The following is a 21,078-nucleotide window of genomic DNA, read 5'->3' as shown; positions in this document are numbered from 1 at the left end:
CCAGCCTGGACAATTCACGCATGACCAGGGCATTCCCGTTCTGATCCGTGATCGCTACGGGCGGCGATCGTGACCGTCCCGAGATTTCGACCAGACCCTTGACAGCGGCCAACGCAGATGGTTCGGTCCAACGACCGGGCGGATGCGTACGGTCTCGACGGCGGCCAACTGGTCGCCGCGGCCCTCGGGTTGCGGGAGCGCCTCGGCGACAGCGGCGTCAGCCAGGGGCGCCAGGAATGACGGCCCACGTGTACGCGAGTGACTCGGGCCGGAAGGGCTCCTCGGCCGTGCTCTCAAACGATCGAGTGGTCCCTACCGAACCCGGAACGGTTCACCGCTTGCCGGTCCGGTGCGGTCCGCTCAGCGTGCGATCAAAAACACGTCCCCGACCGTGCTCGTCTCGCATGCATGTGCCGCTTGTTTGAACGTGATGTGGCAGGCGCGTTCTTGGTGGATGACGGGCTGGGAGGATCGGCGGGTGCTGTCCCGGGCCGGGGTCTGACTCATGAGATTTCTGACCGAGGTGTCTTGCTCACGCTGTGTCGACCGCGGGCTGGGGATGGTGCGTTGCCGGTGCCGGGCTGGCCGGGTGTGTCCCGATAGGGGCTTGCCGACCCATCAGGCGTTGTCACAGTTCTGACCACCTGTGCGGTCCGGTGTCGGCAACGCGATGCGTCAACGGGCCGGAAGGTGAACAATCATGACCAGTACGTCTCCCACCCCGCGTACCCGCCCACGCCGGTCGACGGGGGAGGTGGTCCTCGGAGTGGACACCCACCGCGATGCACATGTGGCTGCCGTGGTCTCTCTGGTGGGGGCAGTGATCGACACCGAGGAGTTCCCCGCCACCGCGTCCGGGTACTGCGAACTCCTCAAGTGGGCCCGAAGGCTGGGGACGGTGCGGCGGGCCGGGGTGGAGGGGACCGGTTCCTACGGGGCGGCCCTGTCCCGTTACCTGCTGACCCAGCGCGTGGAAGTGTTCGATGTGAACCGGCCTGACCGGACCGAGCGCCGTCGGCGCGGGAAATCGGATCCGCTCGATGCCCAGAACGCGGCCCGGGCAGTGCTGAGCGGGCGGGCACGCGCCCAGGCCAAGTCTGGCGACGGACCGGTGCAGATCGCCCGGATGTACAAACTCGCCAAGGTTTCGGCCGTCAAGGCCCGCACCCAGGCGATCAACCAGCTCAAGGCCGTCCTCGTGATTGCCGACCCGAGCCTGCGGGAAGAGCTGGCCGGGCTGGGCAACGCGGAACTCTTCCGCACCTGCGCGCGGCTCGCCGACGAGCGCAACGACGACGAGGACGGCGGAGAGACGGTGTTGCAGGCCACTCGTATGACTCTGTGTCTGCTGGCCCGACGCATCGGGCAGCTCACCGCGCAGAACCGGGACCTGGAGGGCCGTCTGGCCCGGATTGTGGAACGTCACGCCCCGCAGCTGCTGACCGTGGTGGGCATCGGCCCGGACACCGCCGTCACCCTGCTGTCCACGGTGGGGGACAACCCGGAACGTCTGGCGAGCGAGGCTTCGTTCGCTGCGCTGTGCGGAGTCAGCCCCGTCGAGCGCTCCTCCGGCAGTCGACAGTACCGTCGCCTCAACCGCGGCGGGGATCGGTAGGCCAACGCTGCCTTGCACCGCATCGTGCAGACCCGACTGCGCTTCGACCCGCGCACCCAGGAGTACTACGAACGGCGTATCAAGGGGGGAGGGACCCGGCGCGAAATCGTCCGATGCCTTAAACGCTACGTTGCCCGCGAGGTCTTCCACCTGGTCAGACCCACATAGCCACGAACCCCGCTATAGGGGCAGCTGTGAGATCCGAGCCGCCACAGACGGCCTGCAAGGCCTCCTGACCTCTTGCTCTCTTTTGAGGCTTAGTTGGTGTCGAACCACTTGGTCATTTCCAGCGGCGCCACGTCCTGGCTGCCGCGGGCCATGGCGAAGTAGCCGTCCATGGCGTCGGCCGCGACGGCCTCGCGGTGGCGGTCGGGCACGGCGTCCACCATGACGCTGGTGTCCAGGACGTGGTCGTAGTACGAGAAGTCGCCGGTCGGCACCTCGTGGACGCCTGCCTCGGCGAGCTGCCGCCAGGTGGCCGCCCGCAGTTCGGCGGCGGTGCGCCGGAGTTCGGGCGCGCCGACACGGCCCTTCCAGTAGCCCTCGATCGCCTTCTTGAGTTCCCGGTTGGGGCCTTGGCGGGGGTAGCCGTACACGGTGGCGTGTGCTGCCGCGGCTGCGGGCTTGGTGGTCACGAGACTCTCCTTCGCGAGCTCTTCGGTGGAGCGGACCCCGGAACGGGACGAAGGCGCGAAGGGACGACGGACCGGGACCGCGGTGTGTGCCGCTGCCGCTGGTGCGTACGCCGACCCGCCCACGAGGTCACCGGGATCTCCGTGCGCGATCGGTCGCACACGGGCAGTGGCAGGTCTTCGGACTCGCGGGCACGCCTCGTGTTCTTTGAGGCATCTACTGGCCGTCGCTTCCCAGGCCCGGCCGGGCCCAGTGCGTATGACGGCGGTCGTTCCCGCTCACCGCTGCGGGGCAGTCCCGGATTCCCACCGGGTTCCCTCTTACGACGCATCCCGCCTGGCGGACGGGGCGAACCAGCTGCGTTCGCACCCTATGCGCTCGACCGGCGACCCGGAAACCACGTTTCCGCATGCCGGACGGTGAGTTGCGGCACGCGGCGCCTCAACACGGCAACGGGAGGGCTTCAGTTGCCGCGGGAGAGCACCCGTCGGGCCAGCGTCAGTGCCGAGTCCCGCCCGTGGCTGAGGTCGTCCTCGGTGAAGACGGGGGTGCGCAACTGGGGCGGGATGCCCGGGCCGTCGAAGGACCGGCCGTACTGATCGAGGTACTTCTCGTTGGGCAGGATGACCGCCCAGTCCTTCGAAAGGGGGCGGAACATGACGTCAGAGAAGACGCCCTGGGTGTTCTCGCCGATCCGGGTCACCTCGGGGCCACGGCCCATCAGCGCCTGCGTGAACGTCTCCGCCGCGCTGACGGAACTGCCGCTCGTGAGCAGGGCGACCGGCCCGGTCCAGCGCGGGGCCGCGGCGGGGCGCACCACGATCGGCTGGGGGCGGGTGAAGCGGGCCGGGTCGTCGGGGTCGTCGCGGGCCACCTTGCGGTACGCCGTGTACGCGCGGTCGGTGAGCCGCGAGGCGATCCGCAAACCGAGCGCGTCGGAGCCGCCTCCGTTGAGCCGTACGTCGATCACGAGGCCGCGCAGTGGATCGGATCCTGTGGCGGCGCCGGGCGGGAGCAACGCCTCCAGAGCGCGGTCGAGTTCGGCGACTTGCCGCTGGAAGTCGTCCCCGTCGACGTACCCGTCGAAGGAATCGATCCTCAAGTATCCAATGTGGTACGGGAGTTGACCCACCACGAGCTTGCCTTGGGCGAACGTCCGTGCCGGGGCGACGAGTTGGTGGGTGACGGCGTCTGCCGCGCGCGCTCGCAGGTCCGGCGTCGGCACCCTGGTGCCGGGCCGCAGACCGAAGTAGACGGTCTTGCCCCCGTGGACGAGGCCCGTGTGGGCGTCGTTCAGCGGGCGGATCATGTCGGTGAGGATCTGCTGGAGGCGCGCGTCGGTGGTGCGCGGCGTGACGAGCGGGCGGTACCGGTCCCTGATCGCCCGCCAGTCGATGCCCTTGGCGGCGAAGAAGGGGTAGTTCTCCGCGAAGGTGGCCCAGAACCGGTCGAACACGGCGAGCGGCCCCTGCTCGGCGGGCTTCCCGCACGGTTGCGGCAGCGCGGGCAGCCGTTTCAGGTGCCGTACGCCGGCCGCGTCGTCCGGCGCGAGGACCGCGTGCCCTCGACCCTTCGGCGTGAGGGTCATCGAACCGACCGAGCCCTCGCCGTAGCGGGTCGCCCCGCCCGGGCCCGGACTGCCGACCTGCTCGGCCGCGACGGCACCCGGCAGGCAGCTGACGCGGGTGGTGTCGTACGTCGTGAGCTTCCCGCTCGCGATCGTCACCACAGTGCCGTAGCCGTCCATGCGCCACACCCCGTCGAGCGCCCCCAGCCCGGCGGCGGGCGCAGCCCCGGCCGCGCCGACGGTCAATGCCAGGGCCATCCCGATCGCCGCCGCTCGGGCGACCGTCCTTACGCGCACCATGTGAGCCCTTCCGCGTCGCTCGCCGACCGCACTCGACGATAGCGCCGAGCCCCCGGCCCGACATCCACCACACGGGCCGGCCAGGCCCTACCTGAGCAGGAGCGACGGGTGGTGGAGCGGGACCTGTGGAGGATCGACGGCCTAGGCTTCCGTCTGGCATTGGCCCCCGACCTCAGGAGCGCACATCGTGTTCGACCCCGCACCGGACTACCCCTACCCCGACGGGCACCGGCCCGACGAGGCGCCCGCCCCGCACGCCCTGCTCGCGCCCGTGACCGGCCTGCTGGGCACCTGGTTCGGCCGGGGCGAGGGCGGATATCCGACGATCACCGGGGACTTCGCGTACGCGCAGGAGGTCACCTTCAGCCACGACGGCCGGCCCTTCCTGCGGTACGAGGCCCGGGCGTGGCTGCTCGACGAGGACGGCGCGCCCCAGCGTCCCTCGGCGCGCGAGAGTGGCTGGTGGCGGCTCCAGGCCGACGGGCGGGTGGAGGCCCTGATCACCCAGCCCACCGGCATCGCGGAGATCGCGGTCGGCGCCGCTGACGGCAAGACGGTCGACCTCTCCACCAACGACGTGGCCCTCACGCCCACCGCGAAGGAGGTCGACGCGACCCGCCGCCGCTACGAGCTGACCGACGACGACACGCTGACGTTCACCCATGACCTCGCGGCGGTCGGCCACCCCCTGCAACACCACCTGTCGGCGGTCCTGCGCCGCAGGGGCTGAGCCCTCACCTTCGAAGAAGCCGATGGACCAACAGGGGGTCGAAGCGCCGTGCTGGCGGGTGATGTTGTCGTTCGACATCCAGCCCGCCGTGCTGGAGCCCGCGATGCGGACGTACGTCCACTTGTTGCCGTGGGCGTTGGTCACGTAGCAGTGGTACCAGAGCTTCGTGCCGGACTTGGCCAGCGAGACGGCCGGGCAGCTCTGGTACGGGCCGGTCTCCAGGTGGTAGTCCCCGGCCATGTAGCCGTAGGAGCCCGGGGCCGGGTCCTGGTGGCTCCAGCCGGTGCAACTCGTCGACACCGTGGCCGGTTTGGCCGGCGTCGAAGGCTTCGCGCTGCTCGCGGCGCCGCCCGGTTTCGCCGAGGCGCCCGGTCGCGGGTCCGCGCTCGTGCACGAGGACCCCGCGTGCGCGGAGGGCGCGAACCCGACCGCGGCGGCGAACAGCGCCGCCACTCCCAGGGCGACCGGCCTGACCCGGCTCCGCCCGTTCCCCCATCGGTTGGCCATGGCTGTGCTACCTCCGATTCCGGCCCAACTCCCTGTCGTCATCGAGGTGTTGTGGGCAGATCGGCAGCATCCGCGGGATCCCGCCCGCCGCACAAGCCGCTCTGGCGGATCTGGGACGCTGGGGCGATGCCCCCGCCCTGACCTGCGCGGAGTCCGGGCCCTCGCACGGTACGGCGACGAACACCCACCCCGGAGCATCCCACGGCCGGGGTTTGGCTCTGGCCATGTTGGCTACCCGGCGTGATGAAGCCTCCACGGGCTCCCCTTCGCGAGACGGGACGACTAGAGGACGGGTCAAGGCATGAACAATCGGCTGGGATTGGGGCTCGCGGTGGGCGCGGGCTATCTGCTCGGGCGGACGAAGAAGGCGAAGCTCGCCTTCGGCATCGGGACACTGGTCATGGGCAAGCGGCTGCAGTTGAGCCCGCGGGCGATCGCGGACTTCGCGGCGGCCCAACTGGCCGACAACCCGCAGTTCAAGGAGATCGGCGACCAACTGCGGGAGGACCTGCGCGGCGTCGGCAAGGCCGCGACGGGCGCCCTCCTCAACCGGCAGATCGAGGGCATCGCCGACCGGCTGCACGACCGCACTCTGGATGTCCAGGACCGCATCTCGGGCGTGGTGCCCGATGTTCCGGGTTCGGCGGAGTACGAGGACGAAGAAAAAGACGAAGGTGAAGGTCAGGCGAACGACGAGGACAAGGCCTCGGCCAGGGCGTCTTCGCGATCTCGACCGACAAGGTCGGCGTCTGCCAAGTCCCCGTCAGTCAAGGCGAGTTCGGCCAAGGAGACCGCCAAGTCCGTGCAGCGTACGGCCAAGAGGGCGCCGGCAAAGAAGACGGCTAGCCGGCGGAGCGGCCAGGGTGGTGACCGCCGTGGCTGAGACGAAGAATCCGCTGACGCGGAGCCCCGCGGCCGACCGCCTGAAGCAGGAGCTCCAGGGGTATCTGCTCGCGCAGGGGGAGCGCCTTCTGATGGGCGTGGGCCACAAGCTCGGCGAAACCACGGTCAAGCTCAACGACATCGCCGAGGGCCGCAGCCCCGGCTTCGCCAAGCTGGCGCTCGAAGGCGGCCGCAAGGTCGCCGAGGGCAAGGGCCCGGTCCGTGCCGCGGTGGAAATGGGTGCCTCGCATCTCAAGGACAACGCGAAAGAGCTGCTCAAGGGGCTCGGTGGCAAGCGCAAGAAGGGCGGGGCGGGGCGCAGGCCGACCGTCATCATGGAGTCCGTGGACGTGGGCGTCCCGGTGCGCGAGGCCTACGACCAGTGGACCCAGTTCCAGTCGTTCGCCACCTTCGCCAAGGGCGTCAAGAGCGCGACCGTCGCCGATGACACCACATCGGACTGGAAGGTCAAGGTCTTCTGGTCCAGCCGCAGTTGGAAGGCGCACACCACCGAACAGGTGCCGGACGCGCGCATCGCCTGGACCTCCGAGGGCGCCAAGGGCACAGCCAAGGGCGTCGTCACCTTCCACCCGCTCGGCGAGAACATCACCCGCGTCCTGCTGGTCATGGAGTACTACCCCAAGGGTCTGTTCGAGAAGACCGGCAACATATGGCGTTCCCAGGGCCGTCGCGCCCGGCTCGACCTCAAGAATTTCGCGCGTCACATCGCGCTGCGCGGCGAGGCCGAGGGCGGCTGGCGCGGTGAGATCAGGGACGGCGAGGTCGTCGTCAGCCACGAGGACGCGATCGCCGAGGAGGAGCAACGGGAGCCCGAACAGCAGGCCGGGCACCAGGAGGACCAGGCCGAGGACCAGGACACGGGCGAGCCCGAGCCCGAGCAGGAAGAGGAACCGGAGGCCGAACCCGACGAGGAGTACGAGTACGAGGACGAAGCCGAAGGCGAAGGTGATGACGAGGGCGAGTACGAGGAGGACGACGCGGACCGGGCAGAGGAGGAAGAGGACCCGGAGGAGGCCTCGTCCGCGCGCAAGCGCCGCTCCTACGCAGGCTCCCGGAGCAACGGCCGCCGCTGACCGGCCACGCGCGCCATCGCCCGAATGAGCACTGCCTGATAAACCGTCAAATGTCTTGCTGTCGCGAGGACATGGGAAGTGACCGCAGGACCTGGCTGACCGTCCTGGTGGCGCTCGGGGCCAACCTGCTCGTCGCCGCCGCCAAGGCGGGCGCCGGAGCCCTGGGGGTCGCCCGCGCTGCTCTCCGAGGCGGCGCACTCGCTGGCCGACAGCATGAACGAGGTCTTCCTGCTCGCGGGGCGGGCATGGACCTGCACATGGTCACCGGCCGCCTGGTCTGAAAGGCCTGGGCCTCGACTCGACGCTCGTCGCGGCCCGCATCGACCTGACGCTGCCCGGAACTCGTCGGTGCCGTTCAAGGGCCGTTCACAGGTGATCTAGGGTCGATCAGAAAACCATGGACAACACCCATGCCCACACCATGGAGTTCGCTTTGGAATCGACACCTACGCCCCCCGGCACGTCCCCCGCCGCGTCTCCCGGTGCGCAGAAGCAGGGCTGCATGGTCGGCCTCTTCTGGATCGACGCGGACAACGTCCGCCTGGGCACACCCAGCGCCACGACGGCATCGGACGTGCTGCTCACACCTGACTCGCTGCGGCTCGTCGGACCCGAGCCACGCGAGTGGCCCTGGTCGGATGTGACCGCCGTCGAGGTGGTTGGCGCCCCCGTCCGTTCGGCCGGCGGACGGTGGGCCAGTCGCGCGGCATCGGTCGCCGCTGTCGCCCTGGACGTGTGGAACCCGGGCAGCCCCGAGGAAATGACCGTGGCGGTGAGCGCGGGGGGCGGCCGTATCGAGACGACCGTGCTGTCCGGCGCCGCGACCGCGTACAGCCGCCGTGAGGTCGACCTGTCCCACGCGCTGCTCGCCCGCTTCGTCGAGGGCACGTGCTCGCCCGCCGCCCTGAGCGACTGGTGGGCTTCGGCGGAGCCGGGTGTCCTGCGTTCGCGCGGCCGGGAGGCCGTGCTCGAAGAGTGGCTCGCGGCACGGTGACACAGCGACCGTCGGGGGGTCTCAACCGGCTGATGCCCGGCCGGAGTTGACGGCCGGGCATCGCGGGAACGGGCGCCTCACATGTGCGGGCGTCCGTAGTAGCCGCCGATCTGCTCGTGGTAGGCCGGGTCCCCGAGGTGCTTCTCCTTGTCGAACTCGGGGGAGTCCTTGATCTGTTCCTTGGTGCAGGCGACGTAGATCTTCTTCTCGACCGCGTCGATGCGGGTCAGGACCCCGGCCGGCAGCAGGACGTGCTTGCCGAAGATCCAGAGGCCGGTGTCGACGACGATGTACGAGGAGCTGACCGCCTCGGAGTACTTGTCGACCTTGCCGATGCTTCCGTCGGTCGCCTCGACCTTGAACCCGGTCAGGTCGGTACCCGGCTGGTACGCGGCTGCCTGGAGGTAGGCCCAGATGTTCTCCATGGTGAAGGAATCCCTTCCTACGGACGGTGGGTGCGGGGTGCGGACGGCGAGCGCCGTAGGTGCACGGCACCGCGGGTCCGCGCACCGCCCGGGTTCCCCTGGCCTCCGCTCCCACACTCCGCCCGGCGGGTCGGCCGCAGCTTTCGGCCGATCGGCCGATCCGGGGCGTGCCGTGGGCCGGTTCCTGTGGTCGGCTGGTCGCAGCCCGCGGACGACGAGGTGAGGGATTGAGCAGCGTGAGTGCCGTGCAGCAGTTCCTCGACCGCCTCGACTATCCGATGTACGTCGTGACGGCGGCGGCCGGTGCGGAGCGCTCCGGATGCCTGGTGGGGTTCGCCTCGCAGTGCTCGATGGTGCCGGTGCGGTTCATGGTGTGGCTGTCCACGGCCAACAGGACGTATCGCGTGGCCCGTTCGGCCGATTTCCTCGCCGTGCACCTGCTGGGCCGTGCCCAGTACGGCCTGGCCGCGCACTTCGGTGGCCGGACCGGCGACGAGGTCGACAAGTTCGCCGGTGTCGCCTGGCGCGAGGGCCCGGCGGGCACGGTCCTCCTCGACGAGGTCCCGGACTGGTTCGTGGGGCGCGTCGAGCGGCGTACGGACGGCGGGGACCACGTCGGGTTTCTGCTCAGCCCGCTGGAGGCCGCGGTCCCGGCCGCGCGCCCGTCCGACTGGCAGCCGTTCCGGCTGAGCGACAGCGAGGGCATCGAGGCCGGTCATCCGGTGCCGGGTGCATGAGGATGCGTACGCTCGCCGAAAAGTCGAGGAGAACCGCATGACCGCCGAACGCACTGTCCTGATCACCGGAACGTCCTCGGGCATCGGCCTGGCCGCCGCGGTCGGCGCGGCCCGGGCCGGCCTGCGGGTCGTCGCCACCATGCGCGACACGGGGAAGGAGGGCCCGCTGAGGGAGGCCGCGGCCGAGGCGCAGGTCGTCGACCGTGTCGCCGTGAAGCGCCTTGACGTCGTCGACGCCGGATCCGTCGTCGCCTGCCTGGGCGAGGTGATCGACGAGTACGGGCGGCTCGACGCGCTGGTGAACAACGCGGGCGCCGGGTACGTCGGCACCGTCGAGCAGGACGGCATGGACCCGGTGCGCGCCACGATGGAGGTGAACTTCTTCGGCGTCGTCGAGGCGACCCGCGCCGCCCTGCCCCATCTGCGCGCCTCGCAGGGCCGCGTCATCACCGTCACCAGCGTCGGCGGTGTGGTCGGGCAGCCCTTCAACGAGGCCTACTGCGCGGCCAAGTTCGCCGTCGAGGGCTTCATGGAGTCGCTCGCGCCGGTCGCCGCCACCCTCGGAGTGCGTGTCACCGTCGTCGAGCCGGGCGCCGTGGCCAGCGAGTTCGTCGCCAGCCAAGAGCTGGACGTACCAGCCCTGTTGGAGGCCGCGGGTCCGTACGCCCCGGCGCTCCGGGCCTACATCGAGCGCGCCACCAAGACCTTCACCAGCGCCCAGACTCCGGACGAAGCCGCGGCTCCGATCGTCGCCGCGCTCACCGCCGACCGGCCGCCCTTCCGGATCCAGACCTCGGACTGGGCCCGCGACTTCACCGGCACCAAGCTCGCCGACCTCGACGGCTCGGCCGTGCAGGCCCTTACCGGAACGTGGGTCGGCTGAAGAGCGGGTGTCAGCTGGTGCGGGTCTTGGCCAGCAACTCGCCGATCTCCGCCGTCGTGCCGGTCTCGCCGAGGCGGGGGAAGATCCGCTCGACGCTGTTGAGGTGGGCCTCCGGGGTCAGGTCGGTCATCGCGTCGGTGGCCAGCGTGACGTGGTAACCGTGCTCGTGTGCGGCACGGGCGGTCGACTCGACGCCGATGCTGGTGGCCACCCCGGTCAGCACGATCTGGGTGATGCCGCGGCGGCGGAGCTGGACGTCGAGGTCGGTGCCGTGGAACGCGCCCCAGTTGCGCTTGGTGACCCGGATGTCCTCGGGGTGCCCGGACAGCTCGTCGACGATGACGTCCCAGCCCTCGGGGCGCTGGCCGCCACCCCCGTGACCGGCCTCCGTGCGACCCGGGGTGGCGTCCGCTCCGTCGGCGGCGAACGAGACGCGGACCAGGACGACGGGCAGCCCGTGCGAGCGGAAGGCGTCGGCGAGCTCGGCCGTGCGGGCCACGACGTCGGCGGTGGTGTGGGGCTGAGTGGGCGCGGCGACGATGCCCCGCTGGAGGTCGATGACGACGAGTGCCGTGTTCGGGTCGAGCGTGGTGAGAGCCATGGTGGTGCCTTTCTTGCGCGCTGTTCAGGGGGTTGAGGTGGTCTCGGCGTGCGTCGTACGAGCCGGGTGGGCGGCCGCTGTGCGCATCAGGGCTGGGCGAGGCGTTCAAGCAGGGCCATCGCCTCGGTGATGGTGGCGCGCTCTTCCTCGGTGTAGCGGTCCTGGAAGGCCTGGGTGAGCCATTCCGCGCGGGCCTGCCGATTGCCCTTGGCACGCTCGCGGCCGGCCCCGGTCAGGGTGACCAGCTGACGGCGGCCGTCCTCGGGGTCGGGGCTGCGCTGGATCAGCCCCTGCTGGTCGAGCGCGGCGAGGGTGGCGGCCATCGACTGCGGGCGCACCCCCTCGATGGCGGCGAGCGCGCTGGCCGAGGCGGCCCCGCCCTTGTCGATGAGGGTGAGCGCGGACACTTGTGAGGGGGTGAGGTCCTGCGTGTCCGCGACCTCCCGGAGCCGGCGCCGCAGCCTGCTGAACACCACCCGCAGGTCGCGCGCCGCTCGGACGGCGGACGCGGAGATGCCTTGCGGGGTGTCGTCCATGCCCCCACCGTAAGTTCTTCAGTCAAGACTGTCCAGTTTTGGCTGAACAGGTGCGCGAGCCTGCTCAGGGCCGGGCGCTGGTCCTCACGGCCTCCGGCGGCCACACCACGTCGACCCGTACCCCGGCGGCCCGCGCCGAGGCCACGACGTCCGCGGTTCCTCCGCCGCGGCCCGAGGGCGGGCTGCCGTCCCATACGGCCACCAGTCGGTCCGCCCCCTGGAGCAGGCGGCGGTTCGCCGCCTCGTAGGCGTCGCGGCCCGCGTGCTCGTACGGCATGACCAGCACTTCCTCGGCGGCGTCGAGCAGGGCGTCGAAGCGCACGAGATCCTCCTCGGGCACCTCTGCCTCCCGGTAGTCCCGGGACGGGATGATCGCGGACAGTCGGCCGCCGAGGGCCAGTACTTCCTGGGCGAAGAGGGTGTCGGCGCCCCGGGCGACGCACGAGCGCCCCACCAGGTCGTCGCCCTCGAACTCCCCGAGCAGCTTGCGGAGTTCGGCCCGTACGGGTGCGGCCGCCTCCGGGGCCAGGTCCATGTGGCCGGTGACGGCGATCGTGGTCACGTGGCAACTTCCTTCCGGGCCGGGGTGGTTGACGGTCACGCTGGGGCGCGGCCCGGTGCGCGTCACACCGCGAGGCCGATGAATCCGAGGAAGTAGGTGCCGGCGAAGATGACGGGGATCCAGCGTTCGACGTGGGTCAGCGGCAGGTAGGCGCGCCAGTCCTGGCCCTTGCCGAGCGCCTCCCATTCGGCCCGCTGGAAGACGCGGGCCGGAAGGCGCTCCTCAAGGGCGCCTATCACCAGGAACTTCCCCTCGTTCAGCTGCCGGTAGGAGCGCAGCGTGAACCACCACGTGGCGCACAGGGCGAGCAGCACCAGGAGGCCCGCGAGGAGCAGCAGGACCGAGAGCCTGCCGTGCTGCGACTGGGACAGCCAGGCGCCGAGGAAGGCGACCAGGCCGCTGTGGAGCGTCAGGAAGAACGTGTTGGCCAGGTTGCGGCGGGCGCTGACCCGGTCGGCCATCTCGACACACAGCTTGTACTGCTCGAACACGGCCGCACGGTAGGTCGCCTTGTCCGCGCGGTAGTCGGACTCGGTGACGTCCCCGTTCCACAGTTCTCCGCTGATCTCAGCCATGGCGGCATCATGCCCCAACCGCCACCGCCCGACCCCCGTCTTGCGCAACCCCGATCCGATGGCCGGACGCGCCGATGGTGACGCTGCGTCAAGAATGGCAATTCGCCGTGCTTTTAAGGGAGTTGGTGTTCAGGGTTACTGGAGTTGATGCTCAGGCCGGGGCCATGGCGACGCAAAAGTGCCGCTGGCCAGGTGCTTGGCAACCGGTCAGCGGCACTCTCGTACAACCGCTCGGCGTCGGCGGACGCCGGGGTGGGTCAGGAGCGGGGGCCGCGGGACTCGTCGGCCTGCTGCGCGCTCTTCGCCTTGTCCTTCTCGTGCTTCTCCTTGATGCGGACCGTTTCCTTGCGGACCTCGGCCTGGGTGGCGCGCTCCTTCTGCAGCCACTCGGGGTTGTCCTGCTTCAGCGCGTCGATCTGCTCCGTGGTGAGGGCCTCGGTGACCCCGCCGCGCGCGAGACCCGCGATGGAGATGCCGAGCTTGGCCGCGACCACCGGCCGGGGGTGCGGGCCGGTGCGTCGCAGGTCCTGCAGCCACTGGGGCGGGTCGGCCTGCAGGGCGTTCAGTTCGGTACGCGAGACGACACCCTCCTGGAACTCGGCGGGGGTGGCCTCTAGGTACACACCCAGCTTCTTCGCCGCGGTCGCGGGCTTCATCGTCTGGGTGGTCTGGTGCGACGTCATGTGTCAAGAGTAGCGAGCGTGTGCGATACCGCTGACCACGACCGGTAACCTGGCGGAGTGACAGGCTCGGAAGAACCCCCATCGTTCCGGCTCGCCTACGTTCCGGGTGTGACGCCGAGCAAGTGGGTGCGGATCTGGAACGAGCGGCTGCCCGACGTCCCCCTGACCCTCAGCACGGTGACCGCCGCCGAGGCGCCCGGCGTGCTGCGCGGCCGTGGCGCGGACGCGGGATTCGTGCGGCTGCCGATCGACCGTACGGATCTCAGCGCGATCCCCCTCTACACCGAGACGACGGTCGTGGTGGTCCCCAAGGACCACCTCGTCGCGGCGGTCGAGGAGGTGTCCGCCGAGGAGCTGGCCGACGAGATCGTGCTGCACCCCCTCGACGACACCCTGGACTGGGAGCGCCCGCCGGGCCGGCCGGCCCTGGAGCGCCCCGCGACGACGGAGGACGCCATCGAGCTGGTGGCGGCCGGAGTGGGCCTCCTTGTCGTGCCGCAGTCGCTCGCCCGCCTCTACCACCGCAAGGACCTGACGTACCGGACGATCACGGGTGTCCCCGAGTCCCGCGTCGCGCTGTCGTGGCCGGAGGAGGAGACCACCCCCGACCTGGTCGAGGAGTTCATCGGGATCGTTCGCGGTCGTACGGTGAACAGCTCCCGGGGCCGTACGCCGACGCCGCCCCAGCCGAAGCAGAAGCGGTCCGACAAGGGCGGCGCCCAGCGCAAGCCCGCTGCGGGCAAGGCGGGCGGAAAGGCGGGCAAGCCCGGCGCCAAGAACCCGCGCGGCGGCTCCGGCGCCGCGAAGGGCGCCGCCAAGCGCGGCAAGCCCCGCCGCCCGTAGCCCCTACACGGCGGCCTTGCTCGGCGCGTCCGTCCGAGCGGGCTGCGGCTTGCCCCGGAGCGGGACCTCCTTGACGCAGAGCGCGGCGACGAAGGCGGCCGCGCACAGCACGGCCGCGGTCAGGAAGATCTGATGGGTCCCCCGGGTCACCGCATGCAGGTAGGCGTCCTTGGCCGCGGCGGGCAGGTGCGCGAGCGTGCCGGCATCCGGACGGCCGCCCGACTCCGTGCCCGAGAGGTGGGCCGTGACGGCGCCGGTGAACAGGGAGCCGAAGACCGCGACGCCCAGTGATCCGCCGATGGTGCGGAACAGGTTCATCGCGGCCGAGGCGGCACCCATGTCGCGCATCTCGACGCTGTTCTGCGCCATCGTCATCACCATCTGCATCTGAGCGCCGAGCCCGATGCCCACCAGGGCCATGTAGCAACCGGTCACCGTGCGCGAGGTGTTGACGTCCATCGTGGACAGGAGGAACAGCCCGGCCGCCATGAAGGCCGCGCCCACCACGGGGAAGATCTTGTACTTGCCGGTGGCCGACATGTACCTGCCGCCGAGCTGCGAGACGAACACCACCGGGATCATCATCGGCAGGAGCAGCAGCCCCGAGTCGGCCGCCGAGGCTCCCTGGACGGTCTGCTGGAACAACGGCAGGTACAGGGCGCAGCCGAACATGACGACCCCGACCACCAGGATCAGCGCGGAGGCCAGCGGGAAGTTGCGGTGACCGGTGAACACCCTTGGTGGCAGCACCGGTTCGGGGGCGCGCATCTGCGAGGCGATGAAAGCGGCCGTGCCCAGGGCGGCCAGCGCGAACAGTCCCAGGATCTGCCACGAGGCCCAGGCGTATGTCGATCCGGCCCAGGTCGCGGTCAGGACGAGAGCGCAGATGGTGGCCGTCATCAAGGTGATGCCCCGCCAGTCGACGCGGGCCGGGGTGCGGCGCGCCGGCAGATGCAGCATCAGCAGGCACCAGACGAAGGCGACCGCGCCGAGCGGCAGGTTGAGGTAGAACGCCCAGCGCCAGCCGAGGTGGCCGGTGACGAAGCCGCCGAGCAGCGGGCCGCCGACCGTGCCGATCGCCATCACGGAAGCCGTCATGCCCTGGTAGCGGCCGCGCTCGCGCGGCGCCACGAGGGAGGCGATGAGGGCGAAGGCGCCGGCGCCGATACCGCCGGCGCCCAGACCCTGGAGCGCCCGGAAGGCGATCAGCTGGGTCATCGACTGGGCGGCCCCGGACAGCGCGGATCCCACCACGAACACGGCGACCGAGGCCAGATACATGTGCTTGCGGCCGTACAGATCCCCGAACTTCCCCCACACGGGAGTCGAGGCGGCCGTGGCCAGGGTGTACGCGGTGACGACCCAGGCGATGTGCTCCAGACCGCCGAGGTCGCCGACGATCGTCGGCATCGCGGTGCCGACGACCATGTTGTCGAGCATCGACAGGAGCATCGCGAGCATGACGCCGAGCAGCGCCCAGCGGACGTTCCGGGGCGCGGCGGCCTGTTCGGGTACGGATGCGGACATGGCTGATCACTCCTTCCACGAGGGGTGCGGGTGAGCCGGGCGGAAGGGGGCGGAGCGCCGTGCCCGGTCACTCCCAAAAAACCACACTCAATAAAAAAGTGCAACGAGTGAACTTTCCTATCGCGACAACTCAGGGGTAGGCTGGCCGTCATGACCGAGACGATGGGGCGCCGGGAGCGCAAGAAGGCGGCCACCCGGCAGGCGCTGGCCGACGCGGCGCTGAAGCTCTTCCTGGAGCGGGGCTACGACCAGGTCGGCATCAAGGACATCGCGGACGCCGCCGATGTGTCGACGACGACGCTGTTCAAGCACTTCTCCGGCAAGGAGGCGCTGGTCTTCGACGACGACGCCGGGCAGGAGGCGGCCCTCGTGGCCGCGGTGCGCGAACGCCCGAAGGGTCGGTCCATCCCCGCGGCCCTGCGCGAGCACATCCTGAAGAACAAGATCGACGCCGGTGCCGGGGACTCGGAATTCGCCCGGTTCATCGCGCTCGTGGACGGCACCCCGGCGCTGCGCGACTACGCGCACCGCATGTGGCTGCGCCACGAGGTGGCCCTGGCCCAGGCGATCGCCGAGGACATCGGCGCCGCGAAGGACGACCCCGTGTGCGCGGCCCTGGCGCGCTTCGCCTTGGAGACCCTGGGCCTGGCGAGGGCGGCGAGCGATTCGCGCGAAGCGGTGCGAGGCGCTTTCGCGCTTCTCGAACAGGGCTGGCAGGCGGCTGCGCCGACCCGAGGAGGGGAGCGCCGGAGGGCGCCTTCCGCGCCCTGACTCCGGGGCGACGTAACCTTCCTGTGGCCGGGCGGGGGCAGCCGCCGCCCGGCGTACCGGAAAGGAACAACGTCCAGGTGAGAGCAGTGTTCGGCGTGCTCGGCGCCGTCCTCGTGCTCGGGATCTTCTCCTCGGTGCTGCGCACCCTGGTGATTCCCCGGCCGACCCGATCCAGCTTCACCCGGATCGTCCAGCAAGCGGTGCGCTGGCCCTTCCAACGGGTGGCCGACCTGTTGCACGGGGCCGAGGCCAAGGACCGGGTGCTCGCGCCGGTCGCGCCGCTGTCCATCGTGGTCACCCTGATGGGCTGGCTGCTCTTCTTCATGATCGGCTACGGGCTGCTCGAAGCGGCGGTGAGCGGGCTCGGTCTGCGGGAGTCGATGACCGAGTCGGGCTCCTCGCTCTTCACCCTCGGCTTCGCCGCCGGCAACCGGGCCAGCCTGAACGCGATCGACTTCTGCGCGGCGGCCACCGGGCCCATCGTGATCGGCCTTCAGATCGGCTATCTGCCCACCCTGTACGCCGCCTACCAGCGCCGCGAAACCGAGGTCACCCTGCTCCAGGCGCGCGCCGGCAGCCCGCCCTGGGGCCCGGAGATCCTCGCCCGGTACGCCCAGGTCGACCTGGTGAGCAGCGTCGGCGAACTGTTCGTCGGCTGGGAGCGGTGGAGCGCCGAGGTGGGCGAGAGCCACACCACCTACCCGGTCCTCATCCACTTCCGCTCCCCGAAGGCGACCCGCAACTGGCTGATCGCACTCCTTGCGGTGATGGACGCGGCCGCGCTGCAACTCGCCTTCAACCCCTCCCAACCGCAGTCCGACGTACGGATGGCGCTGCGCGCCGGATTCGTCTGCCTCCGCGACATCGCCGACCTCCAGGGCATCCCGTACGACCCCGATCCGCACCCGGACGGCCCGCTTCAGCTCACCTACGAGGACTTCCTGGTCGGGGTGGCGCGGATGCAGGAGCAGGGCTATCCCGCCGAGCGCGCCCCCGAGGAGGCGTGGCCGCACTTCCGGGGGTGGCGGGTCAACTACGAGGCGCTGGCCATGCGCATCGCGCGTGACATCGACGCCGTACCCGCGCCGTGGTCCGGGCCGCGCCGCACCCCGGTCGCCATTCGCACCCCCGTGACCCCGATCAACCGCAAACCGGCGCCCGCGCCCCCGTTCAAGAGCGCGTAATGAGCCACAAGTTACCTCTAGGTATGTAGTGACTTATCACGCAACCGCCAGTAGAACCTGTTCTCACTCCATCGAGAGTGAGGAATGTCACATGAGTGACACTACCATGCAAACTTCGGGTTCCCAGGGTGTTTCGCGGCGAAGATTCATCGCTGGAACGGGTTCTATTCTTGGCACCGCGGCCCTCATCGGTCACGGCACTGCGGCGCATGCGCAGTCCGTCGCCCAGGCCGCCCCGATCGGAGACGGCGCCCATGTCCCGGCGCTCGTCATAGGCACCGGATACGGCGGCTCGGTCGCCGCGCTGCGGCTCGCCCAGGCGGGCGTCGACGTGCAGATGATCGAGATGGGCATGGCCTGGGACACGCCCGGCTCGGACGGCAAGATCTTCTGCAACACCACCGCGCCGGACTACCGCTCGTACTGGCTGCGCACCAAGACCAAGCAGCCCCTGAGCAATTTCTTCGGCATCCCGATCGACAAGGACATCCCCCGCTACACCGGGATCCTGGACGCCGAGGACTTCAGCGGCATCACCGTCTACCAGGGCCGCGGGGTCGGCGGCGGTTCGCTGGTCAACGGCGGCATGGCGGTCACGCCCAAGCGCGAGAACTTCGGCGCCATCCTCCCGTCCGTCAACCCCGACGAGATGTACAACACCTACTACCCGCGCGCCAACGCGGGACTCGGGTCCGGACTCATCGACCCGGCCTGGTTCGACACAGTGGACTGCTACCAGTTCGCCCGTGTCGGCCGCAAGCAGGCGGGACGCTCCGGCTTCCCGTTCGTGTTCGTGCCCGACGTGTACGACTGGGACTACATGAAGCAGGAGTCGGCCGGCACCGTCCCCAAGTCGGCCGTCGCGGGCGAGATCCTGTACGGCAACAACTACGGCAAGAAGTCGCTGCAGAAGACCTACCTGGCGCAGGCCAAGTCGACCGGCAGGGTCACCATCTCCCCGCTGCACAGGGTCACTTCGGTCTCCCCGGGCTCCGGCGGCTACACCGTCGTCATCGAGCAGCTCAACACCAACGGCGATGTCACCGCCACCAAGACCGTCACCTCGGACAAGGTGTTCTTCGCGGCCGGCAGCGTCGGCACCAGCAAGCTCCTCGTCAAATTGAAGGCGACCGGCGCCCTGCCCAACCTCAACGGCGAGATCGGCCGGGGCTGGGGCGACAACGGCAACGTGATGTGCGGCCGGGCCAACTACATGTGGGACCCCACCGGCAAGGTCCAGGCGTCCATCCCGTGCGGCGGCATCGACAACTGGACCGCCGGAGGTGCGTTCGCCGAGGTCGCGCCGCTGCCGACCGGCATCGAGACGTACGCCTCGTTCTACCTGTCGATCACCAAGAACCCCAACCGCGGCACGTTCTCCTGGAACCCCGTCGCGGGCCGGGTCGACCTGGACTGGCAGACCGCCTGGAAACAGGCGTCCATCGACATGGCCAAGACGATCTTCGACAAGATCAATGCGACGGAGGGGACGATCTACCGCACCGACCTGTTCGGCGTGTACAAGATCTGGAACGACACGCTCACCTACCACCCGCTGGGCGGCGCGGTCCTGAACAAGGCCACCGACAACTACGGGCGCCTGTACGGCTATCCGGGCCTGTACGTCATCGACGGCTCGCTGATCCCCGGCAACACCAGCGTCAATCCGTTCGTCACCATCACGGCGCTCGCCGAACGGAACATCGAGAAGATCATCGCCACCGATCTCACGTGACGGCGCGAACGCGGGGCCGCCCGGGACGCCGGACGGCCCTTTCGGTGCGTCTTTCAGTGCGTCGGCAGTACGCACACCGAGTCGAGGCCGAGCACGTGGTTGAGCCGGCCGAACGCCAGCCACGAGCCGATGCTCATGCTCAGCTCCACGATCTCGACCTGGCTGTAGTGCGCGGTCATTCGCGCCCAGAACTCCTCGTCGAGACCGTGGTGGTCAAGGGCGTACCGCTCGGCGTACTCGGCGGCGAGCCGGGTGCGGTCGTCGAAGGCGTCGGTGGTGCGCCACTCGGTGATCGCGTCGGCGAACGTCTCCTCGACCTTCTCGCCGTCCCGGTCGGTCCGCCAGTCCAGGCAGAACTGACAGCCGTTGATCTGCGCGATGCGCAGCCGCGCGGCCTCGAACTCCCGCAGTCCCAGGGTCGTATGGGCGTACACCGACAGGGAGAAGTTCGCGGCGGCCATGCCGATGCCGGGGACCATGTCGCCCCACACGTACCCGATCGGCTCCTGGCCCTCGGGGATGTCGATCCTCATCGTTGCTTCCTTCCGAGTCTGCCGACTGCCGGGCGCAGCGGGACGTCGAGCGCGTCGTAGAGGCCGGGTTCCGCGGCCACCAGCCAGTCGATGGCGTTCACCAGGCGGCCGACCGCGGTGGCGTTGCCGCCCGCGGACCGGTTCTCGCCCTCGTCGCTCGCCTCGACGGTGACCTCGATGCGCGGGCGCCCCTCGATGACGACCCGGTGCGCCCCGTCACCGCCGTCGGGCGGCACCGGCCAGTCCGGGGCGCAGGAGGGATGGATGCGGGTGACGTGCTCGATGACGATGCGCGGCTCGCCCTCGACGATGCCCTGCACCTCGAAGCGCACGGCGCCCTGCGTGCCCGCATCGAAGGTGCCCATCGTGCGGGTGCTCACCGTCGCATCCAGCGCGCGCCGTTCCATGGTCTCGCGGATGTCGTCGAGCTCGACGCCCAACGCCCTTGCTATCAGCCTGAGTTGGCCGCCCCACACCATGGTCGGGACGGACGGGGCGAGCATCAGGGGCTCGTACTCCATCGGATGCCCCATGCCGATCAGCTGGCGCACCGACTCCTCCTGTTCGTACGTGGAGTAGTCGAAGATCTCCTGGCAGCGGATCGCGTCCACGGTGCTGCCGAGCCCGCTGATCAGCAGGGGCAGTACGTCGTTGCCCCAGCCCGGGTCGACACCGGACACGAACAGGGACCCGCCGCCCGCCGCGACGGCGGCGAGCACCGGGTCCCGGAACTCCGGCGGGGCGCCGCGGTGGTCGTAGAGCGGATACAGCGCGGGGGTGACCACCACGGCGCCCGCCCGCATCGCGCGGGTGACATCGGCGAGGGCCTCGTCGGGCCGGATGTCGCCGGACGCTGCGTACACCACGGCCCGGGGGCGCTCGGCGAGCACGGCCTCGATGTCGTCGCTCGCCGCGACGCCCAACTGGCCGTCGACACCGGCGAGTTCACCGGCGTCGCGGCCGACCTTCGCCGGGTCGTGGACCAGGACGGCCGCGAGATCCAGCGCCGGATGGGCCTCGACGGCACGTATCGCCGCACGGCCGACATTGCCGGTACCCCAGACAACCGTGGAAATCATGCGCGGAGGGTAGCGAGACGGCCCCGAGGTTCCTAGTGCCGTGCCCGGAAAAATATGCGCGCCTTGTGCGAGGCAGGCCCTG

23 protein-coding genes, 2 pseudogenes and 1 riboswitch are annotated in these 21,078 nt (G+C 70.1%); of the genes and pseudogenes, 14 read left to right on the top strand and 11 right to left on the bottom strand.

Going from position 1 to position 21,078, the window contains the following annotated elements:
• Window positions 1-117 precede the first annotated feature (117 nt).
• Window positions 118-240 carry a hypothetical protein gene (locus ADK54_RS48350; protein WP_267887041.1) on the top strand — a complete coding sequence of 41 codons (123 nt, stop codon included), beginning with the start codon at window positions 118-120 and terminating at the stop codon, window positions 238-240.
• Between the two features lie 460 nt (window positions 241-700).
• Window positions 701-1,615: an IS110 family transposase gene (locus ADK54_RS27600; protein WP_234392219.1), complete on the top strand. Its 915-nt coding sequence runs from the start codon at window positions 701-703 to the stop codon at window positions 1,613-1,615.
• Window positions 1,616-1,875: 260 nt separating this feature from the next.
• Here ADK54_RS27600 and ADK54_RS27595 read toward each other — a convergent pair.
• Window positions 1,876-2,250 (bottom strand): annotated as a pseudogene (locus tag ADK54_RS27595) (5-methyltetrahydropteroyltriglutamate--homocysteine S-methyltransferase); the annotation flags it as partial.
• Window positions 2,251-2,400: 150 nt separating this feature from the next.
• Window positions 2,401-2,621, bottom strand: a riboswitch (cobalamin riboswitch).
• A 90-nt stretch (window positions 2,622-2,711) separates the two neighbouring features.
• Window positions 2,712-4,115: a S41 family peptidase gene (locus ADK54_RS27590; RefSeq protein ID WP_053728442.1), complete on the bottom strand. Its 1,404-nt coding sequence runs from the start codon at window positions 4,113-4,115 to the stop codon at window positions 2,712-2,714.
• A gap of 187 nt (window positions 4,116-4,302) precedes the next feature.
• On the opposite strand from ADK54_RS27590, the gene ADK54_RS27585 reads away from it, so the two are divergent.
• The 6 genes and pseudogenes from ADK54_RS27585 to ADK54_RS27565 all read left to right on the top strand — a co-directional run bounded on the left by ADK54_RS27585 (window position 4,303) and on the right by ADK54_RS27565 (window position 8,322).
• Window positions 4,303-4,845, top strand: a complete 543-nt coding sequence (locus ADK54_RS27585) for an FABP family protein (RefSeq protein ID WP_053728441.1) — start codon at window positions 4,303-4,305, stop codon at window positions 4,843-4,845.
• 22 nt (window positions 4,846-4,867) lie between these two features.
• Window positions 4,868-4,993: a hypothetical protein gene (locus ADK54_RS48345; RefSeq protein ID WP_267887040.1), complete on the top strand. Its 126-nt coding sequence runs from the start codon at window positions 4,868-4,870 to the stop codon at window positions 4,991-4,993.
• 660 nt (window positions 4,994-5,653) lie between these two features.
• Window positions 5,654-6,235, top strand: coding sequence for a hypothetical protein (locus ADK54_RS47720; protein WP_063802064.1), 582 nt, complete (start codon window positions 5,654-5,656; stop codon window positions 6,233-6,235).
• Window positions 6,228-7,328 carry an SRPBCC family protein gene (locus ADK54_RS27575; RefSeq protein WP_234392218.1) on the top strand — a complete coding sequence of 367 codons (1,101 nt, stop codon included), beginning with the start codon at window positions 6,228-6,230 and terminating at the stop codon, window positions 7,326-7,328. Before ADK54_RS47720 ends, ADK54_RS27575 begins: the two co-directional genes overlap by 8 nt.
• A gap of 50 nt (window positions 7,329-7,378) precedes the next feature.
• Window positions 7,379-7,565: pseudogene (locus tag ADK54_RS46255) on the top strand (cation transporter); the annotation flags it as partial.
• Between the two features lie 196 nt (window positions 7,566-7,761).
• On the top strand, window positions 7,762-8,322 hold the full coding sequence (locus tag ADK54_RS27565; protein ID WP_234392217.1) for a hypothetical protein: 561 nt from the start codon (window positions 7,762-7,764) through the stop codon (window positions 8,320-8,322).
• Window positions 8,323-8,399: 77 nt separating this feature from the next.
• Here ADK54_RS27565 and ADK54_RS27560 read toward each other — a convergent pair whose 3' ends face one another.
• The gene (locus ADK54_RS27560; RefSeq protein WP_053728437.1) at window positions 8,400-8,747 is read right to left on the bottom strand and encodes a PRC-barrel domain-containing protein; all 348 of its coding nucleotides are present in this window, start codon (window positions 8,745-8,747) and stop codon (window positions 8,400-8,402) included.
• A 236-nt stretch (window positions 8,748-8,983) separates the two neighbouring features.
• Between ADK54_RS27560 and ADK54_RS27555 the strand changes: the two genes are divergently transcribed.
• Window positions 8,984-9,484, top strand: coding sequence for a flavin reductase family protein (locus tag ADK54_RS27555; protein WP_053728436.1), 501 nt, complete (start codon window positions 8,984-8,986; stop codon window positions 9,482-9,484).
• Window positions 9,485-9,521: 37 nt separating this feature from the next.
• Window positions 9,522-10,367: an SDR family NAD(P)-dependent oxidoreductase gene (locus ADK54_RS27550; protein ID WP_053728435.1), complete on the top strand. Its 846-nt coding sequence runs from the start codon at window positions 9,522-9,524 to the stop codon at window positions 10,365-10,367.
• A 10-nt stretch (window positions 10,368-10,377) separates the two neighbouring features.
• Here ADK54_RS27550 and ADK54_RS27545 read toward each other — a convergent pair whose 3' ends face one another.
• From ADK54_RS27545 to ADK54_RS27525, 5 genes are all read right to left on the bottom strand, one after another.
• Window positions 10,378-10,968: a hydrolase gene (locus ADK54_RS27545; RefSeq protein WP_053728434.1), complete on the bottom strand. Its 591-nt coding sequence runs from the start codon at window positions 10,966-10,968 to the stop codon at window positions 10,378-10,380.
• 86 nt (window positions 10,969-11,054) lie between these two features.
• Window positions 11,055-11,504, bottom strand: a complete 450-nt coding sequence (locus ADK54_RS27540) for a MarR family winged helix-turn-helix transcriptional regulator (RefSeq protein ID WP_053728433.1) — start codon at window positions 11,502-11,504, stop codon at window positions 11,055-11,057.
• A 64-nt stretch (window positions 11,505-11,568) separates the two neighbouring features.
• Window positions 11,569-12,066 carry a hypothetical protein gene (locus ADK54_RS27535; RefSeq protein ID WP_053728432.1) on the bottom strand — a complete coding sequence of 166 codons (498 nt, stop codon included), beginning with the start codon at window positions 12,064-12,066 and terminating at the stop codon, window positions 11,569-11,571.
• Window positions 12,067-12,128: 62 nt separating this feature from the next.
• A complete protein-coding gene (locus tag ADK54_RS27530) occupies window positions 12,129-12,641 on the bottom strand; it encodes a RipA family octameric membrane protein (protein ID WP_053728431.1) in 513 nt (170 codons plus the stop codon).
• A 257-nt stretch (window positions 12,642-12,898) separates the two neighbouring features.
• Complete coding sequence (locus tag ADK54_RS27525) at window positions 12,899-13,324, bottom strand: DUF5997 family protein (protein ID WP_053728430.1); 426 nt, start codon at window positions 13,322-13,324, stop codon at window positions 12,899-12,901.
• A gap of 57 nt (window positions 13,325-13,381) precedes the next feature.
• Here ADK54_RS27525 and ADK54_RS27520 point away from each other — a divergent pair, with 57 nt between their 5' ends.
• Window positions 13,382-14,167: a LysR family transcriptional regulator substrate-binding protein gene (locus ADK54_RS27520; RefSeq protein WP_078966672.1), complete on the top strand. Its 786-nt coding sequence runs from the start codon at window positions 13,382-13,384 to the stop codon at window positions 14,165-14,167.
• A gap of 3 nt (window positions 14,168-14,170) precedes the next feature.
• On the opposite strand, the gene ADK54_RS27515 is transcribed toward ADK54_RS27520, so the two are convergent.
• Window positions 14,171-15,694, bottom strand: coding sequence for an MDR family MFS transporter (locus ADK54_RS27515; protein WP_053728428.1), 1,524 nt, complete (start codon window positions 15,692-15,694; stop codon window positions 14,171-14,173).
• 150 nt (window positions 15,695-15,844) lie between these two features.
• Between ADK54_RS27515 and ADK54_RS27510 the strand changes: the two genes are divergently transcribed.
• From ADK54_RS27510 to ADK54_RS27500, 3 genes are all read left to right on the top strand, one after another.
• Window positions 15,845-16,465, top strand: a complete 621-nt coding sequence (locus ADK54_RS27510; RefSeq protein ID WP_053728427.1) for a TetR/AcrR family transcriptional regulator — start codon at window positions 15,845-15,847, stop codon at window positions 16,463-16,465.
• A 77-nt stretch (window positions 16,466-16,542) separates the two neighbouring features.
• The gene (locus ADK54_RS27505) at window positions 16,543-17,649 is read left to right on the top strand and encodes a hypothetical protein (RefSeq protein WP_053728426.1); all 1,107 of its coding nucleotides are present in this window, start codon (window positions 16,543-16,545) and stop codon (window positions 17,647-17,649) included.
• A gap of 91 nt (window positions 17,650-17,740) precedes the next feature.
• Window positions 17,741-19,384 (top strand): GMC oxidoreductase, encoded by a 1,644-nt coding sequence (locus ADK54_RS27500; protein ID WP_053728425.1) that lies wholly within the window; start codon window positions 17,741-17,743, stop codon window positions 19,382-19,384.
• Between the two features lie 53 nt (window positions 19,385-19,437).
• On the opposite strand, the gene ADK54_RS27495 is transcribed toward ADK54_RS27500, so the two are convergent.
• Together ADK54_RS27495 and ADK54_RS27490 are read right to left on the bottom strand one after the other, a co-directional pair.
• Window positions 19,438-19,917: a carboxymuconolactone decarboxylase family protein gene (locus ADK54_RS27495; protein ID WP_053728424.1), complete on the bottom strand. Its 480-nt coding sequence runs from the start codon at window positions 19,915-19,917 to the stop codon at window positions 19,438-19,440.
• Entirely contained in the window at window positions 19,914-20,996 is a 1,083-nt protein-coding gene (locus ADK54_RS27490) for a dihydrodipicolinate reductase (RefSeq protein ID WP_053728423.1), read from the bottom strand. The genes ADK54_RS27495 and ADK54_RS27490 overlap by 4 nt, the downstream gene beginning before the upstream one ends.
• Between the last annotated feature and the right edge of the window lie 82 nt (window positions 20,997-21,078).

Origin of the sequence: Streptomyces sp. WM6378, assembly GCF_001279695.1 — a bacterium.
Taxonomy (GTDB): domain Bacteria; phylum Actinomycetota; class Actinomycetes; order Streptomycetales; family Streptomycetaceae; genus Streptomyces.
This window is presented reverse-complemented; position numbering and strand designations above follow the sequence as displayed.